This window comes from Trichlorobacter ammonificans, from assembly GCF_933509905.1.
Taxonomy (GTDB): domain Bacteria; phylum Desulfobacterota; class Desulfuromonadia; order Geobacterales; family Pseudopelobacteraceae; genus Trichlorobacter; species Trichlorobacter ammonificans.
The window spans coordinates 134,751-152,967 of the sequence record NZ_OW150024.1 but is presented as its reverse complement, the minus strand read 5'-3'; the positions used below and the strand labels follow the sequence as shown (position 1 = coordinate 152,967).

The window sequence follows — 18,217 nt, the reverse complement described above, 5'->3', positions numbered from 1 at the left end:
ATGAAAAATAATCAGCAGGTCAAGCGGATGCAACATATTTGCCCTGAAATAGACACCGGAAGACTGGAAGCGTTAAGGAATCGCTATCGCGGCAAGCGCTGTTTCATACTTGGTAATGGCCCGAGCTTGAACAAGATCGACTTGTCGAAATTGAAGGATGAAATTACGTTCGGGATGGACGAGATTTATCTTACGTTTTCTACTATAGGTTTTTTTCCTACTTTTTATGTCTGCATCGACCATGCCCTGATGCAACTACTCCATGCCGATATCGTTAAAATTCCCAGCACCAAATTTCACGACATCAGTCAGTTCAATCCAAACTCAATTTCGCCCACCACCATTTTTCTTGAAAAGAATCTTTCAGGTGAAAAATTTTTCACTGATTTGCGCAAAGGATATAATCCCGGTGCTTCTACAGCCTTTGTTGTCATGCAGTTGGCCTTCCATATGGGGTTCAGCCAGATTTTTCTTGTAGGATTCGACCACGATATACCGGATACGACGATTGAAGATTCATTTCAATTGGCAAAAGGTATTTGTGAGTGGGAAGGTAGAATCATTATTGATGCAACCTTCGGCGGAAAATTGACCGTTTTCCCCAAAATCGAATTTGCGGATATTTTTTGTAACCCTCATACTGTACCGGCAGCAGGAAACTTTTACCGCTCTGAAAACGATGATAAGTTATCTGTAAGTGGCATTCAGCACGAATATATCGTTTCGGCAATTGTATCCACGTATAATTCGGAACGCTATATGCGCGAATGCCTGGATGATTTGCTGCGCCAGACCATTGCCGACCGCTTGGAAATAATCGTCATTAACAGTTGCTCTCAACAAAACGAAGAAGCAATTGTCTATGAATACATGGCCCGCCATCCCAATATCGTTTATGTGAAGACGGCTACCAGAGAGAGCATTTATAAGGCATGGAACCGAGGAATACGCCTTGCTCGGGGTAAATATATCACCAATGCAAACACAGACGATGCACATGCCCTTGATGCGTACGAAAAAATGGCAGCGGTGCTGGACGCGAACCAAGATATTGGCCTCGTGTATGTAAATCAGAAGTACTATCGCGAGCTAGAGGGCGGCAAGAAGGAGTTCTGGTTTGACTGTGACAGGGGCCCATTTTCTTGGAACCGGTTGCTTGATGAATGTTTTGCCAGCTCACAGCCGATGTGGCGCGCTTGCGTCCATGACGAATTTGGATATTTTGATGAAATTTTCTACACTGCGGGCGATTATGAGTATTGGCTTCGCATTGCCCAGAAGTATAGGTTTTACCATCTCAAGGAAGTTCTGGGAGTGCGATTGATTCGCAATGACAGTCTCGAATATGCTGGAAACTCTTTTCTTTCATGGCTTGAAACGGCTTTTCTGCAGAAGTGTTATGAGTATGCCTCTCTCTATAGCCTGTCGGTCGGCCCCGAAGGATTGGGCGGGCACCCGGTCTTTTCACGCTGGCCTGAAATACATATGCTGCGTCGAAATACCTTGATGAAAATCAACTCTGCTGCCCATGAAAACCAAGAACAGGTCTTCGACTGGCGTACTCCAAGGCTATCCCCGAAAGTAAGTGTCATTATAACTACATTTAATCGTCAGAATGAGTTACTTGAAAACCTTAATCTACTTAATGTCCAGTCTTTTGTAAATTTCGAAGTGATAATCGTTAACAATGGAGAGTCAGTAGACGTTTTGAAAAATGGTATATTAAAACTGCTTTACAACTACTGTTATATAGAATCAAGCTGCAATTATGGTCCCTCATACGCCAGAAATTTAGGAGTACAGTTATCAGCTGGTGAAATAGTTGCGATTCTTGATGACGATGCTATCGCAGATAAAGACTGGATCTTAAATATCACTAGGCACTTTGATGAAGAAAATATCATTGCTTTGCGTGGAAAAGTTCTATTGAAAACAAACGAAGGGAAAAAACATATTCCACTTAATTATGATTTGGGAGATGTATCGATTGCTTCAACCGTAGGACTTGAAATGAATACCGCTTTTAAAAGGGATGCGTTTATTACGGTTGGTGGATATGATGAGTTGCTGTTCGGTTTTGAAGGGGCTGAGCTCTCCTACCGGCTCTTTTGCAACTACGGCAAGCGCATAGACTGCATCAAATATTATCCTGATGTACTTATATACCACGATTTCCCCGAAAAACCTGAGCGCCTTACGGAAACAGTCCTAAGATTGAAGGCAATGAGAAAAGCTCTTCAGAAGAAATCTCCTGGATTGGAAGACTACATTGGCTTTATGTGGAGAATGATGCCGAGCAATCAAAAATGGGAGGATCCGGCCTGGCTTAGCGACAATGCAGTGTTCTGCCTTAGCTGCGATCCCGTCAAAGCAGATGATTTTGCTACTGCAGCAATGCGGCTTGTTCCAAACGAGCCTGTTCCCTATCTCGTGCGCGGCCAAGCACTGGGCATACTCAACAAACTCGAAGATGCCGTCCCGATGTTTGGCAAGGCAATTGAATTGCTTGACAGGCTTCGGGCTAAATATTTGCAGGCAGGACGGGATTGTCCACCTGATTTGCAGCATTTGATAACGGTGGCTGAGACAGGTTTGCATGGATGCAGAGAGTCGACTGAGCTACTGCACGCCCAACAACAACCGGTGGTACCGCCCCCGCAACCTGATCGCAAAGTGCTCATTTTGCAGCGTTCTGCCATGCGTATGAAACAATATCAGGATATTCACGCAGGGCAACGTTGTGTCATTATTGGCAACGGACCGAGCCTCAACAAAATGGACCTGTCATTCCTGGAGCAGGAGATCTGTTTCGGTATGAATCGTATCTATCTGATTTTCGACAAATGGAAGTTCCGCCCAACTTATTATGTTTCAGTTAATCCACTGGTCATAGAACAAAGCGCCGATGACATTCTTGCGCTGCCCATGCCAAAATTTTTGAGCCATAAGGGTATAAACTTCGTTAAAGATCCCCGTGACATCATGTTCATTGCCGAGCACCCCCAATGGGAGTTTTCTACAACGCCCTATGCCGGCCTGCATGAGGGCTGGACCGTCACCTATGTTGCTATGCAACTAGCTTACTTCATGGGCTTTTCTGAAGTGGTCCTCATTGGCGTTGACCATCATTTCGTGACTCCCGGTGATCCCAACAAAGAAGTTATCTCACAGGGAGACGATCCAAACCATTTCCATCCTGATTACTTCGGCAAAGGGATGCGTTGGCACCTGCCGGACTTGGAGCGATCGGAACGCTCCTACAACTTGGCTAAAAATGCATATGAATCGTCCGGTAGAATTATTGTTGATGCGACCCTAGACGGTAAGCTGACTATTTTCCCGAAAGTTGATTACAAAGATTACTTTTCTGATTCACCACAATTGCAGCTTTCGACTTTAGCTACTCTATTTTCCGAATGTCCATCAAAAGCAGTCGGCAAGCGCCTCACTGGACTTCTTAGGTCGCTTGGCTACCACAGCGATGCTGAGCTTGTTTTAAGAGCGTGTCAATCACTATGAATACAATGCTGTCTATTATAATTCCAACATTCAACCGCTGTGATATTTTGAAGCTCTGTCTCGGCCACCTTGCCAAGCAGACACTTTCTTCTGAATGTTTCGAAGTCATTGTCTGCGATGACGGCTCAACCGATCAGACGAGAGAGCTGGTTACCTCTTATCGTGCGCCCTATTCACTGGCCTATCTCCGACAAGACAATAATGGCCCTGCTTCAGCCCGCAATATGGGAATTGCAAACGCATCAGGTACCTATGTCCTGTTTCTCAACGATGATGCACTGCTTGACCCATGGGCACTGGAAATCCATCTGAAAGAACATCGTCGAATCAAGAATCCAAAGGCTGCCGTACTGGGCCTCTTCACTATGCATCCCGATTATACCGACACAGCTAAACCGGTTGGCTACTGCCTGGACCACTCAGACCTGATCTTCGAATACTGCACTATGCAGCCGGACACCCCCTATAGTTACGATAAATTCTATACTTGCAACATCAGCCTGCAGCGAGACTTCATACGTACGACAGATTTTTTCGACCCGGCATTCATCAGAATGGGGGCAGAAGATATCGAATTGGGTTATAGGCTGGCGCAGTTGGGCTGTGTCATCTACTATCGTCCCGATTGTCGCGCCCTGCACGCCCACCATCTTGCCCCTCAAGGGCTTGGCAGGATGTTTGTTTTTCGCGGCAAGGGTGGAGTATTGATCTTCAGCAGACATAATCACCTCCCTCATCATTACGCACGCATGACACCCGCAGATGCCTTGCGTTTTCGCAGCAGTCATCGACGGCTTGAATCGTTGGTAACGCAGTTGGGCGAATGGGTGCACAAGATTGAAGCATTGACCTACCAAGCCACCGTCACCAGCATGCCACCGATCCTGGAGCAGGAACACAACTTTGGCTTCATGTACCTCTGGCAATATTCGGATGAAAAGCTTGATACTACCCTGACGGCGTTATCTAGCCATGCTGCAGGTCTGTACCAACGGCTCCTTCAGAGTTCTTCTCGTAGCCTTGAGGAGACTGCAATGCAGTTGTATCCGGTACTGAACTTTATCAAATGGTATTACGATACGGTGGGGATCGTTACCTCGGAGCATTTACCAGCACTGATGGAGCTTGACAGAAAAGCTGGCCGGCACGGCGCTGAAGCGCAAGAAGGAGCATCATACCTTATTTCAGCGATTGAACCTGCCGACCGGCAAACGTGGCAGGCGGCAGCCATTCATCGCATCCCCACCGTACCAACATGGTCGGCAACGACCTGTCTGCTTGATCGTATTCCCTTTCCAACAACGTGCGTCACAGCCGGAAACCTGTCAGATCGGTTCACGTATTTCCAACGGTATTTTCAGCTCCGCATTCAGGATGGCAATCTGATTACGTCACGTTACCTGGAAATCGCCAATGTTGCCTTCGACACGTCGCAAGGTCAGGCACCGCCTGAGCTGCTTGGCATCGGGTATTACTGTCTACTGCGTATATTTGAAGAAAAGCCGTATCTTGAGGATGTCAGCGATTATATCCGGAGCCTTTCACAAACAGTCAAGGGACCTGATCCTGGCTTGGTGGAAATGCTTGGCTGGCTGGAGCAGTTCCGTCCGCTTCGTCAGCAAAAAAACCGGTTGCAGGAGCTGTTAACCGCTTTTGAACATGAACAGGCAGACCAGCTTCTACGCCCATTGGCGGAACAGTATCCCGGCGATCCGGAGCTGCTTTGGGAACAGACAACCCGCTTGATTGCCACCGGTAGCGACTGGAAGCGGTTCCTGCAGCAACGGGAGATAGTATTTGCCGGTACGGCTTTTGAGTGGTGGTGGCATTGGACCATGGGAGCTTCCCATTTCCGTTGCGGAGATTATCCGGCTGCGCTGCACCCCTTGGAAAGATCGCTGGAGCTGCGAACCAACTCCCATTGCATCAACCTGCTCGCGGAATGCCTGTATATTCTGGGCGACAAGCAAGGTGCCATGCGGTTCTGGCGAGAATCCCTCCGTTACGACCCTCTCCAGATGCATCTCTATCTGAAGATGCACGACTGTATGACCGGCTTTGATCGTATGGTGCAACACGATCTTGCCGGCGAAAATATCTGCGTGCTCATCTACTGCTGGAACAAGCGCGATGTTCTGGAGGCAACCCTCAAGGGCCTTGCCGCTTCTAACCTGGGCACAGCCGCCATTCTCATGTTGGATAACAACAGCACGGACGGCACCGGTGATTTGATGGAGCAGGCGACGGCGCTCTTTCCCCGCAACAGCTGCCGAGTGATCCATCTGCCCACCAATGTGGGGGCTCCTGCGGCCCGCAACTGGCTGATGGCACAACCGGAAGCCCGCCAGGCCGATTACATCGCCTACCTAGATGATGATGTGGATGTACCGCCGGACTGGTTGGGACGCCTGCTGGCTACGCTAAAGGCATTCCCCACGGCCGGTGTTGTTGGCAGCAGAATTGTGGATCCGCTCCACCTACCTACCCTGCAATACGGCGGGGTGTTTCTGGATGTTGCCGAGGAGAACAGTCTGCGGGTAACCTGCAAACACGGCAACGAACCGGATTACGGCCAGTTGAATTACATCCGTTCCTGCGTATCAGTCATGGGTTGTTGCCATCTCTTTCGGAACGAGGCACTCTATGATGTTGGTGAGTTTGATGTGCGCTTCTCCCCCAGCCAAGTTGATGACATTGAGCACGATATCCGTACGGTGCTGAAGGGGTACGAAGTTATCTATAACGGTCATAACCAAGTGGTACACCACCAGAAGACCGGCAAGCAGTCAATTCTTAACCGCGCTGCGAAAGGGAATGTGGATGGCAATGTGCATAAGATGATTACCAAGCACCCGGCTGACGAAATGCGGCGGATTAAGCTTGAATCGGAAGAACGGGACCGTCGGTATCTGTGCCAAAAAATTAGAGAGCTTCGTGAAACCGGTCTATTGGATGGTGTTAAGGAGGTACCATTTGGTATCATCTGATTGCACTTCTCGCATCCATATCTTTATCTACTCCTGGAACAAGGCCGCCGAGCTTGAGGTGACTCTACGTTCTTTGGCCCGGACTGATTACCCCAACTACAAAGTGTTCATCCTGAACAACGGCAGCAGCGACGGCACGGCGGAACTGCTTGCCACGCTCCCCCAACAACTGTTCAGAGAGTTCAAGGTGATAACCCTGCCGGTGAACATCGGTGCTCCGGCGGCACGCAACTGGCTCTATGCTGACCCGGAAACCGGCCAGGCCGACTATGTCGCCTACTTTGACGATGACATTGAAGTGCAGCCGGATTGGCTCAGCCGCCTGTTGGCAACACTGGAGCAGCACCCCCGCGCCGGTGTGGTGGGAGCCAAGATCATTAACGCTGCCGGACCGAAGACTGTGCAACACTCCGGCGGCATCCTGACCCGGGGAACAGACTGGATTAACCACATCATCCTCTTCACCAATTGCCCGGACCAGGGACAGTTCGACAATGTGAGTGAACGTGATTACGTGATGGGCTGCGCCAATCTGTACCGCAGAAGCGCCATGGATGAGGTGGGGCTGTTCGATATCCAGTTTGCTCCCACCCAGTTTGACGATGTTGATCATCACCTGCGCATGCGGCTGCAAAGCTGGCAGGTGCTGTTCAACGGTCTGGTGGAGGTACGGCATATGCGCAACTCCGGCGGGGCCGCCAATGCCAATCATCTGGCCAATCGATTCAAGCTGGAAAAAAAGTACGATACGGCGTCGGCGGAAAAAATCTTCCGCCAGGGGGCGCTGCTTGATTTTGTGGAAAAGCATCCCTGGATACGAGGCTGACACTATTACGGCTGGGGAAGGACCTGCAATGAAGATTCTTGTCGTTGGTGGAGCCGGGTATATCGGCTCCCATATGGTGCGAGAGCTACTGGATAACGGGTACGATCCGGTTATTCTTGATAATCTTTCAAGCGGACACCGCTGGGCGGTGCCGGGGGAACGGCTCGTTCACGGTGATTTAGGTGACCGGGCCCTGTTGGCGCACCTTTTCTCAACCTATCAGGTTTCCGCTGTGCTGCATTTTGCATCGTTCATCCAGGTAGGTGAGTCCGTTGGCGCCCCCCTTAAGTACTATCACAACAACGTAGCCAACACACTGAACCTGCTCTCCGCCATGCAGGAAGCAGGGGTAACGAGATTCGTATTCTCATCAACCGCCGCCGTGTATGGCACGCCATCCGAAATTCCGCTGACGGAATCTGCCGAATTGCGCCCAGAAAATCCCTATGGACGCTCAAAACTGATGGTTGAGCAGATTCTCGCCGACTGTGCCCATGCCTGGGGTCTCAGATCGGCATGCTTGCGCTATTTCAACGCTGCCGGTGCCCACCCGACCGCCGGGATCGGTGAGGCTCACCACCCCGAATCACACCTTATACCGATTGTTCTGCAGACCGCTCTTGGCATGCGTGACTCTGTCAGCATAAATGGTGACGATTATCCCACACCCGATGGTACCTGCATCCGTGACTATATCCATGTATGCGATCTTGCTGCCGCCCATACGCTGGCACTGCGGTATTTGCTTGACGGTGGTGACTCGCTGACCTGTAACCTTGGTAACGGCAAGGGCTACTCGATTCGTGAGGTGATCGACGTCTGCCGCGCCGTGACGGGACATCCGATACCTGTTACCATTGCCCCGCGTCGTGCGGGCGATCCGGCATATCTGGTTGCTTCCGCCCAGACGGCAGTGCGGCTACTGGGCTGGAAGCCTCAGTACCCCGATCTTGCCTCCATCGTGGAAACCGCCTGGGCGTGGCACCGACCTAAAGAAAACTCTCTTTTCAGGAGTATCTGAAATGAATCTCAACGGTTTACCGTATCTGATTGTCGGTGCGGGGTTCTTCGGCGCGGTCATGGCCGAGCGCATCGCCAATGACCTGGGCCAGCGGGTCCTGGTCATTGATAAACGCGACCACATCGGCGGCAACAGCTATTCCGCGTTGGATCCGATGACCGGCATCGAATGCCACTGCTACGGCTCCCATATCTTCCATACCTCAAACCGAAACGTCTGGGAGTATATCTCCCATTTTACTGGCTTCAACAGCTACCGCCACAAGGTGCTGACCCGTTACCAGGGGCGCACTTTCATCATGCCGATCAACCTTTCCACCATCAACTCCCTCTACAACCTTGACCTCTCTCCTGAAGAAGCGGCCCGCTTCATCAAGGAGGAGGCGGCTCGCGAAGGGATCGCCGCCCCGGCCAATCTTGAGGAAAAGGCGATCTCGCTCATCGGCAGACCGTTGTACGAGGCATTCATCAGGGGCTATACCATTAAGCAGTGGCAGACCGATCCCCGCGACCTGCCGGAGTCGATCATCACCCGTCTGCCGGTACGGTGCGGCCACCACTACGATTATTTCGACGACCGCTGGCAGGGGATTCCCTGGGACGGCTACGGAGCACTGTTTGAACGAATGGTCACGCATCCCCTGATAGAAGTACGGCTGCAGACCGATTACTTCGCCATCCGTGACCAAGTACCGGAAGCCTGCAAAGTGATCTACACCGGTCCCATTGACCGCTTCTTTGACTACCGCTACGGGGTTCTGGGCTGGCGTACCCTGCGTTTTGAGCTGGAGGTGGTGCAAACCGGAGATTTCCAGGGCACCACGGTGGTAAACTATGCCGATTCCGAAACACCCTATACCCGCATTCATGAATTCCGCCACTACCACCCGGAACGGACCGGGTATCCAACGGACCGATCTGTTATCTATCGTGAGTATTCCCTCTCCTGCGGCCGGGAGGATGACCCGTATTATCCGATCAACACGGCACAAGACCGGGAAAAGTATGAGCTGTACCGTCGGGACGGGGAGTTGCTGCCCAACGTGCTGTTCGGAGCCCGCCTGGGAACCTACCGCTATCTGGACATGGATAAGGTCATCGAACAGGCGCTGGAACTTTATGAAAACAGGGTAAAGGCACGCCTATGAAGGTAACGGTCATCGGTGCCGGCAACTGGGGGACCACTCTGGCAAAACTGTTTGCGGAGTCCAGCGATGTGGTTCTTGGTACACATTCTGCCGAACATGCCGATGAGATTACTACGCTCCGCGAGAATCGGCGTTACCTGCCCGGTATCCCGCTGCCTGAACGACTGACGGCAAGACCGCTTGCCGCCTGCGGTTTCGATGCCGACGACGTGGTGGTGCTGGCGGTCCCCTCCCGGGCGTTGCCGGAGCTGCTTCAGGAGTTGCGCCACCGCGTAAACGGCACCCCCCTGGTCTGTGCCACCAAGGGATTTCAGCACGCTACCTTCAAGACCATGGGGCAACTGGTGCGGGAAACCATTCCGGAGTCGCCGCTGATCGTGCTCTCCGGCCCCAACATCGCCCGCGAGCTGGCCGGCGGTCTGCCCAGCAAGGCGGTACTGGCCTCCCACAATCTGACCGCCCTGACCCGGGTCGCCAGGATACTGCGCAACGACACCCTGGTTTTCGAACTGTCCCGCGATCTGGACGGGGTGGAGCTCTGTGCTGCCCTGAAAGGGGTCATTGCCGTTGGAGTCGGTATCGCCGACGGCCTGCAGCTCGGAGACAACATGACCGCCCTGCTGATGACCTACGGCCTGCGGGAATTCGTGGAAATCGCCGAGTTTCTGGAGATTCGCCACAAGACCATCTACGGCATCGCCGGCCTGGGAGACCTGATCACCACCTGTATCAGCCCCAACAGCCGCAATCGCCGTTTCGGCCGCCTGCTGGGCGAGGGAGTAGCAACCGACGAGGCCCTGGCCCGGGTCGGCATGGTGGTGGAAGGGGTACAGATGGCCCGCACCATCGTGGAGATGGGGGATCTCAACATCACTATCCCGCTCTTCACAACCATCGCACGGGCGATTTTCGAAGATAACCGGTCGCTACGGGACGAGTTCACAGCCTGCCTGATGCACTACCGGGGCTAACCGCTCACCGGGACACCATTACAGATTACCCCGCAAGGAGTGCCATGAAAGCAATCATTCTCAATGCCGGCAAGGGAGGACGCCTGGGTTCGCTGACCGATGACCGGCCCAAGTGCCTGGTGGAGGTGGGTGGTCGCCCGATCCTCGATTTTCAGCTCGATGCCCTGCGCCTGGGTGGCGTGCGTGAGCTGGTACTGGTAGTGGGCTATCGCGATGCCATGATCAGGGACTATCTGCAGCGGTATCCGGAATTTACCGTTACCTGGATTGACAACCCCGACTACGCCGATACCAATACCGCCTACTCCCTCTGGCTGGCCCGCCACGAGATGACCGAGGACTTTCTCTACTTAAACGGCGATGTCCTGTTTCATCCGGAGCTGATCCGGCGGCTGCTGGCGGCCCCGGCCGCCAGCCCGCTGGCGGTGGAACGCAAGCGCTGCGGCGAGGAAGAGGTAAAAGTACTGCTCGCCGGCACCCGCATCACCGCCATCGGCAAGGAGATTCCGCCGGCGGAGGCCTACGGCGAGTTCATCGGCGTGGCTCGTTTTGCCGGTGCCATCGGTCCGCTGTTCGGCGCCACTCTGGCCGGGGTGGTGGAACGGGACCGTCTGCTGAAGAATTACTTTGAGACCGCCGTGGACCGGATGCTGGACAAGGCGCCGTTCACCGCCCTGGACATCTCCGACCTCCCCTGTATCGAGATCGATTTTCCCGAAGACCTGGAACGGGCGGAAACCGTCATCCTACCGTCACTCCGTTGAGCTAGCTTTGTCATGTCAGTCAAGATCTTGTTCTATATCCAGCGCAACCTGCACGTTCCCTTTCTGGAGCCGGTCCAGGAACACCTGGTCCGTCTCTGCCCTGAGGCGGAAACCGCCTTCTGCGCCCCGCCGTTTATTGCGCCGCAGAACGGCTTGCCCGGCTGGGGGCTTGAAGAACATGAGGTCGAGCGGCTGAAGGGCAAGGCACGCTTTGTCCGCACCGTCGAGGAGTTTCAGCCGGACATCACCATATTCGCCGATGCCTGCACGAACGTCTTCAACTGCGGCAAGCGTGTCTTTGTGGGGCACGGCATCATCAGCAAGGGGGGATTCTATACCGAAAGCCCTCTGGTGCGTCGCGAGAATCTGGCGGATCTGATCTGCGTGCCGGGACCGTGGCACAAACGGATTCTGCAGAAAAATGTTTTCTCTCCCCTTGTCGTCACGGGCTTCATCAAGTCGGACCGGCTGTTCGGGCCAGTGGCCTGCACGCGGGCGGACTTTTGCCGACAGTACGCCATTCCTGTTGATGCGACGATCATTCTCTACGCCCCCACCTTCAACGACGAATTGAGCGCCATACCGTGCCTCGGAGAACAGATTGTCCAGGTCTGCGAGCCGGACCGCTATCTGGTCATCAAGCTGCATACCATGACCGATGTCGTGCTCGCGGAGATGCACCGCCGGCTGGCGGCCAATCACCCCCGTATCAGGTTTGTGGAAGAGATCGACGTGACGCCTGCCATGGCCGCCGCCGACATCCTGATCAGTGACGTATCCTCGGTAGTGGTTGAGTTCATGGGGCTGGACCGGCCGGTTATTGCGGTCAACAACCCCCGCCAGCATGAGTACGAAGGATACCGGGCCGATGACATCGAATACCTGGTCCGTGACGCCTGTCAGCAAGTCGGCACCATTGAGGAGCTGCTCCCTGCCGTTGAGACCGCCGTCAAACACCCCCATATCCTTTCCCCGTTGCGACGGCACTACGCCGACGAGCTCTGCTACGGCCGTGACGGCCGTTCCGCGCAGCGGGTGGCGGAGGCCGTTCTGGCCCTGGCGGCCGGTGCTCCGGAAGACAGAGCGCACAATCCTCACATCGCCATCCTGCTGCGGGTAGCTCCTCCCTGCTCTCTCGCCCACCTTCTGTACGATCTGGGCAACCTGCTCCTCGCTCACCCGGACACCCACCTTGATCTGGTGATATGGGGCATGTCCCCACCCACACCGGATATTCCCATGGTTAAGGGGTGGATACCGGCGACAGCGGACGCATCGACCGCACTGCAGAACACCGTCACCTCAAGCGCAGCCCCTGTGCTGGCTCTGCTGGAGTCCGGACTGCAGCTGCCGGAGCGCGCACTCCACTTCCTGGCCAATTACTTTCGGTGGGATGACGGTATCGCCATGACGCGCACCCTGACCCCCCGTGACGACTACCGCATGCTGCTGCGCTTGGTCTACCCCGAGCTGCAGGAGATTCCGGTTGAACATGTTTCCGAACTGTTACTGTCAACACTGATGGGACGGGATGCGCCGATGGAATATGCGGCTCCGGGATGCTGCTTGGTGCGGCGGGAGCGCCTGGCCTCCCTCCTCCCCCTGCCGGCTGCTACGGACACACCGTATCAGGAACAGGTACGGAAGGCGCTCGTACACCGCGGGGATCGCTGCAGCCTGGCACTCGATCTCTTTGCCCGTCCATCGCCGGGCATTTCTGCTGACACCACGGAACTGACGACCCTCATTGACAGCTATCTCAAAAATTCCGGCAACCAGATACTGGTGCATCGCCTGCTGGCGACCCTGCTGCTGCTTGGTCGTCCCGATGAGGCCCGCATGGTCTGGCAGACCTCTGAAACAGCCGCCGGCAGGCTTCGTGACGTCTGGGGATGGCTCGCATAATTGTCGTTGCTCCAAGGCCACTGCCAGTATACAGTATGGTCCGCATGTAAGGCATAAGAACTGTCACTACCTATCAGCTCCCCGGAGGATGCCATGAATTCGTTTGTCGTGCCCGCAGCCAGCTACGAAGCCCAGAATGCCTATCGTCGCCTGCAGCTCACCATGGAGAAGGACGATCCCCGCATGGCGATTCTGGAGATTCGCACCTTCCTCAAAATGTACCCGGACCTGGCCCTGGCCTGCAACGATCTGGGAGTGCTCTATGCGCAGACCGGCGAGAAACTGCTGGCCCTGGCCTGCTATGAGAAAGCCAACCGCCTGCAGCCGGCCACGCCGGTCATCGTCAAGAATCTGGCCGAATTCTACTTCGTGGAGCTGGGCTGGACCGACGACGCCATCCTGATGCTGACCGAGCTGCTGAAGAGCCATCCGGACGATACCGATCTGCTGGCCCTGCTGGGCACCATCAGCGGGAAGATCGGCCGCGAGCAGGAAGCCCGCACCTTCTTCCGCCGGGTACTGGAACTGGAGCCGGGCAATCGCGACGCATCAGTGGCCCTGCGCCAGCTGGAAGGCGCCATTCCGGCGGCTGAATTCTCAGCCCAGCCGGTACGTCCGGCCGCCCCACCGGTACCGCCTCCCGTACAGGCGGCACCGGTTCAGCCGGTGGCTCCCCCTGCCGCAACGGCGGCACCGGCCGGCTCGCCGCTGGACGACATCCTGGCCCGCCTCCGCTCCACCATCGCCACAGCAGAGGCGGTAGTGCGGCCGGCTTCTCCGGCACAACCGACAGCGGGCATGAGTGCTGAACAGCGCTACCGCGAGGCCCAGACCGCCGTGGCAAACGGCGATGCCGACCGGGCCGTCACCCTGCTGGAACAACTGGTAGCCGAGACGCCGGTCTCCCCCCTGGCCCACAACGACCTGGGAATCCTCTACACCAACGCCGGCAGGCTGGACCTGGCCGTGAACCACCATGAGCTGGCGGTGCGCCAAGCCCCGGACAACCCGCTGTTCGCCAAAAACCTGGCCGCCCTCTACTACAGCCTCTGCGGCAGGACCGATGAGGCGATCGCCATTTACACCCGGCTGGTGAAGGAGTACCCCACCGACGTGGAGGTGTTGACCGCCCTGGCGATCATCTCCAACAACAACAACCTGAAAGAGCAGGCCCGGGTCTTCATCAGCCGGGTCCTTGACTTCGAGCCTTGGAACGCGGACGCCCGCCAGTTCCTGGCGGAGCTGTAATTCTTCCCCAAGCAGGGGGAGGAGTCCCTCCTCCCCTTTTTCAGGTATCCATGAACCAGTCCCCGCTGCTTTCCATCGTCATTCCCGTCCACAACCAGTCCGGCTGCACCCGCGCCTGCCTGGAATCGCTGCGGCAGCATCCTCCGTCCGTTCCCTTTGAAATCATCGTTGTCGATGACGGCTCCACTGACGACACCCCGGCAGTGGTGGCTGCTTTTGAGGGATCGTTGCCGGTCAGGCTGGTGGAGAACCCGCCGCCGCACCGCTTTGCGCGGGCCTGTAACCGCGGTGCTGCCGAAGCCCGCGGTGAGCTGCTGTTGCTGTTGAACAACGATACCGAGGCACTTCCCGGCTGGTGGGAACCGCTCTACCGGGCCATTGCCGGCGATCCGGCCATCGGCCTCGTGGCCCCCCGCCTGCTCTTTCCGGACCGCACCGTGCAACACTGCGGCAAGGTCTGGGCCGACGTGACCGCTCCCGACGCCCAGCCCTACCACCTCTACTACCGCTTTCCCCACGACCATCCGGCGGTATTGAGAAGCCGCGACTTCCAGACCGTGACCGGCGCCTGCATCCTGGTGCGGGCCGCCGAATTCCGTCACCTGGGCGGCTTCGACGAAAGCTTTGAGAACGGCTGGGAGGATGACGACCTCTGCTACGCCTACCGCCGTCTGGGCCGGCGTATCCGTTACTGTGCCGAAAGCTGCCTGATTCACCACCAGAACCAGACCCTGAACGAGCGGATGCGTGAGCTTGAGCAGCATCTGCCGGATAAAAACCGCCTCGCGCGTCTGGACGAGGCGTTCGTCCGCGGCACCGTCACCCCGGAGGACCTGGCCCTTGCCCGGGATACCAGGGGGATTTTCGACGCCATGGAGCAGGAACTGCTCCGGTTGCGCGACAAGTTCCGGTGCAACCGCGACCGTTTTTTCGCTAAATGGGGGGGCGTACCAAAGGCTGACCTGCTCGACCATACCGCCATCGATGGTGTCTCCCCCCCCGACGCTCTGGGCGAGCAGGTGTCCCGCGAAACGATCGCGGCCGTGCTGCGAGCGGGACGACAAGGAGGAGCTATGCCGCTGGTTTCCATCATCATCCTGACCTACAACCGCCTGGACGTGACCCAGGCCTGCCTGGAAAGCATCCGTCGCCACACCCCCGAGCCCCACGAGATCATCGTGGTGGACAACGGCTCCGGCGACGGCAGCCGCGAGTGGCTGCGCGAACGTCTGCAGCAACAGCCCACCATCCGGCTGATCGAGAACGCACAGAACCGTGGCTTTGCCGCCGGTTGCAACCAGGGAATGCAGGCGGCCCGGGGCGACTGCCTGCTGCTCCTGAATAACGATGTCGTGGTCACCCCCGGCTGGCTGGCAGGACTGCTTGAACCGCTTGCCGACCCGACGGTCGGTATTGTGGGCCCCATGACCAACAGTGCCAGCGGTATCCAGCAGTGGCCGTGGTGCGACTACCGCGACCAGGAGAGCCTCGACGCCTTTGCCCTGCGCTTTCGGGAAGCACATCGCCACTGGTGGATTCCGTCCCGCCGGGTCGTCGGGTTCTGCATGCTCTTCCACCGCTCACTCGTGGATCGTATCGGCCTTCTGGACGAGCAGTTCGGCTCCGGCAATTTCGAAGACGACGATTTCTGCCTGCGGGCCGCCCTGGCCGGCTATCGTAATCTGATTGTCGGCGACGTCTTCATCCACCACGAAGGGAGCGCCACCTTTGCCGGCAACCGGCTGGACTACCGGGAGGCGATGCTGAAGAACCAGGCGATCTTCACGCGCAAATGGAGCCAGCCGGTGGTGGAGCGGGAGGAGGCGGCCCGGATCATCTGCCTGAAAACACTGGAAAAGTCTGGCGAACTCTGCCGCAAGGGAGAGACCAACCAGGCCGTTGAACTGCTGCTGCAGGAAGGGATCGGTCAACTGCCGGAAGAGCCTCGCTTTTACCATACCCTGGCTGAAATCTTCCTGGATGCCGCCATGCCGCAGGAGGCGCTGGATGTGCTGCGGGAAGCTCCCCCGGGCGACCGGACGTCGCTCCTGCTGGTCCGGGCACTGCTGGGGCTGGAACGGCTGCCCGAGGCGGCTGCGGAATTTGAGCGGACCGAAGGCGTCGATGCGACGGAACGGCAGATGGTGCGCGGTCTGCTGCTCGCCTCCCTGGAAAACCGGGAAGAAGCAGCCCTTGCCTTCCGCCAGGCCCTTGACCGCTCCCCGACCTGTTCCGGTGCCCTGGAGGGGCTGGCCGGGCTGGCGCTGCGGGACGAGGACCGGCAGAGGGCCCTGCGGCTCCGGGAACAGGCCGCGGTCTGCAGCGGTGGCGAACAGGGGGCCTTGAGCCGCTACCACGCCCTGCTGCAGACACCCGAAGAGCTGCAGCGCGGCGAACGGATCTTCCGCGAACTGCGTCACTGCTATCCCGACCTGGCCTCACTCACCAGCCTGCATATCGATCTGCTGCTGCGGTTGGAGCGGGACAACGAAGCCATGGCCGCCATTGAGGGGCTGATCGCCGCCGGCCCCCAGCCGGACGGTTTCCTGGAGGCGGCCTTGGCGGTCCGTTCCCGCCTGGGACTGCGGCACCCTTCCCCGGAGCGGCTGCAGCAGGGAACCAGCGTGGCCCTCTGCATGATCGTCAAGGACGAGGAAAAAAGTCTCGCCCGCTGCCTGGCCAGCGTCACGCCGCTGGTTGACGAGATCGTCGTGGTGGACACCGGCTCCACCGACCGCACCCGCGCTATCGCCGCCCTGTTCGGCGCCCGGGTGCTGGAGCTGCCCTGGAGCGGCGACTATGCCGCCGCCCGTAACCACGCCCTGGAACCGGTGGCCAGCTCCTGGATTCTCTCGCTGGATGCCGACGAGGTGATCTCTCCCCTGGACTATGCCCCGTTCCGCGATCTGATCACCGCTTCAGCCGGGAAGCCGGTGGCCTACACCATCACCACCCGCAACTACACCAACCGGGTCGATGTGGAGAACTGGCAGGCCAACCGGGGCGAATACCCGCAGGAGGAGGCGGGACGGGGCTGGATGCCCAGCGACAAGGTACGCCTCTTCCCCCGCCACCCGCAGATCCGCTTCGAGAACCCGATCCACGAAATGGTGGAACCCAGCCTTGAGCGGCTGGGAATCGCCATGCCGGACTGCCCTGTCGTGGTACACCACTACGGCTACCTGGACGACAGCCGCCAGCAGCGCAAGAAGGAGTATTACTACGAGCTGGGCAAGCGGAAGTTCGCGGAGAGCGGCGGTGCGCCCCACGCCCTGGTGGAACTGGCCATCCAAGCCGGCGGGGTAGGGCGCTACGACGAAGCGATCGAGCTGTGGCAGCGGGCGCTGCAGCTCGATCCCGGCTCCTACCTGGCCTGGTTCAACCTGGGTCATGCCTGCCTGCAGAAAGGACTGTTCCGCGAGGGACGGGACGCCGGCCGCCGGGCCATGGCCCTGCGTCCCAACTACCGGGAGGCGGCGGTCAACACCGCCATCTGCGAAGCGGCGCTGGGTGATTTCGCGGCGGCGCGGCAGCTGGTCGCCGACTTCCTGCCGGCCAACCCCGACTATCCCACTCTGCCGCTGCTGGAGGCGTTGCTGCTGGCCGCCGACGGCGAAGGGGAGGCGGCGCGGCACCAGTTGACGGCCCTGCGCAACAACGCCATCGAATTCAGCGGCTTCATCCATGAAGTGGCGGTCAAACTGATGCAGGGGGGACAGCGGGAGGCTGCCCGCCGGCTGGTGGAAACCACGGCGCAGGGCGGCTTCTGCAGCCAGGAGACTCTCGCCTTCCTGCAACGGCAGTCGGGATGAACCGGTGAGCCGCCGAT

The 18,217-nt window shown here is 57.2% G+C and carries 10 protein-coding genes; all 10 read left to right on the top strand.

The window, feature by feature from the left end:
• The 10 genes from RAK07_RS00520 to RAK07_RS00475 all read left to right on the top strand — a co-directional run bounded on the left by RAK07_RS00520 (window position 1) and on the right by RAK07_RS00475 (window position 18,200).
• On the top strand, window positions 1-3,519 hold the full coding sequence (locus RAK07_RS00520) for a glycosyltransferase (RefSeq protein ID WP_305730906.1): 3,519 nt from the start codon (window positions 1-3) through the stop codon (window positions 3,517-3,519).
• The gene (locus RAK07_RS00515) at window positions 3,516-6,506 is read left to right on the top strand and encodes a glycosyltransferase (protein WP_305730905.1); all 2,991 of its coding nucleotides are present in this window, start codon (window positions 3,516-3,518) and stop codon (window positions 6,504-6,506) included. The genes RAK07_RS00520 and RAK07_RS00515 overlap by 4 nt, the downstream gene beginning before the upstream one ends.
• Window positions 6,493-7,332, top strand: a complete 840-nt coding sequence (locus RAK07_RS00510) for a glycosyltransferase (RefSeq protein ID WP_305730904.1) — start codon at window positions 6,493-6,495, stop codon at window positions 7,330-7,332. The genes RAK07_RS00515 and RAK07_RS00510 overlap by 14 nt, the downstream gene beginning before the upstream one ends.
• A 28-nt stretch (window positions 7,333-7,360) precedes the next feature.
• Window positions 7,361-8,353 carry a UDP-glucose 4-epimerase GalE gene (gene galE / locus RAK07_RS00505; RefSeq protein WP_305730903.1) on the top strand — a complete coding sequence of 331 codons (993 nt, stop codon included), beginning with the start codon at window positions 7,361-7,363 and terminating at the stop codon, window positions 8,351-8,353.
• A gap of 1 nt (window position 8,354) precedes the next feature.
• Window positions 8,355-9,500 (top strand): UDP-galactopyranose mutase, encoded by a 1,146-nt coding sequence (glf, locus tag RAK07_RS00500; RefSeq protein ID WP_305730902.1) that lies wholly within the window; start codon window positions 8,355-8,357, stop codon window positions 9,498-9,500.
• Window positions 9,497-10,471: an NAD(P)H-dependent glycerol-3-phosphate dehydrogenase gene (locus RAK07_RS00495; protein WP_305730901.1), complete on the top strand. Its 975-nt coding sequence runs from the start codon at window positions 9,497-9,499 to the stop codon at window positions 10,469-10,471. The genes glf and RAK07_RS00495 overlap by 4 nt, the downstream gene beginning before the upstream one ends.
• Before the next feature lie 44 nt (window positions 10,472-10,515).
• Window positions 10,516-11,235: a phosphocholine cytidylyltransferase family protein gene (locus RAK07_RS00490; RefSeq protein ID WP_305730900.1), complete on the top strand. Its 720-nt coding sequence runs from the start codon at window positions 10,516-10,518 to the stop codon at window positions 11,233-11,235.
• Window positions 11,236-11,247: 12 nt separating this feature from the next.
• Window positions 11,248-13,140 (top strand): CDP-glycerol glycerophosphotransferase family protein, encoded by a 1,893-nt coding sequence (locus tag RAK07_RS00485; protein ID WP_305730899.1) that lies wholly within the window; start codon window positions 11,248-11,250, stop codon window positions 13,138-13,140.
• 93 nt (window positions 13,141-13,233) lie between these two features.
• Window positions 13,234-14,388, top strand: coding sequence for a tetratricopeptide repeat protein (locus tag RAK07_RS00480; RefSeq protein ID WP_305730898.1), 1,155 nt, complete (start codon window positions 13,234-13,236; stop codon window positions 14,386-14,388).
• A gap of 50 nt (window positions 14,389-14,438) precedes the next feature.
• A complete protein-coding gene (locus RAK07_RS00475) occupies window positions 14,439-18,200 on the top strand; it encodes a glycosyltransferase (protein WP_305730897.1) in 3,762 nt (1,253 codons plus the stop codon).
• The last annotated feature ends 17 nt before the right edge of the window (window positions 18,201-18,217 follow it).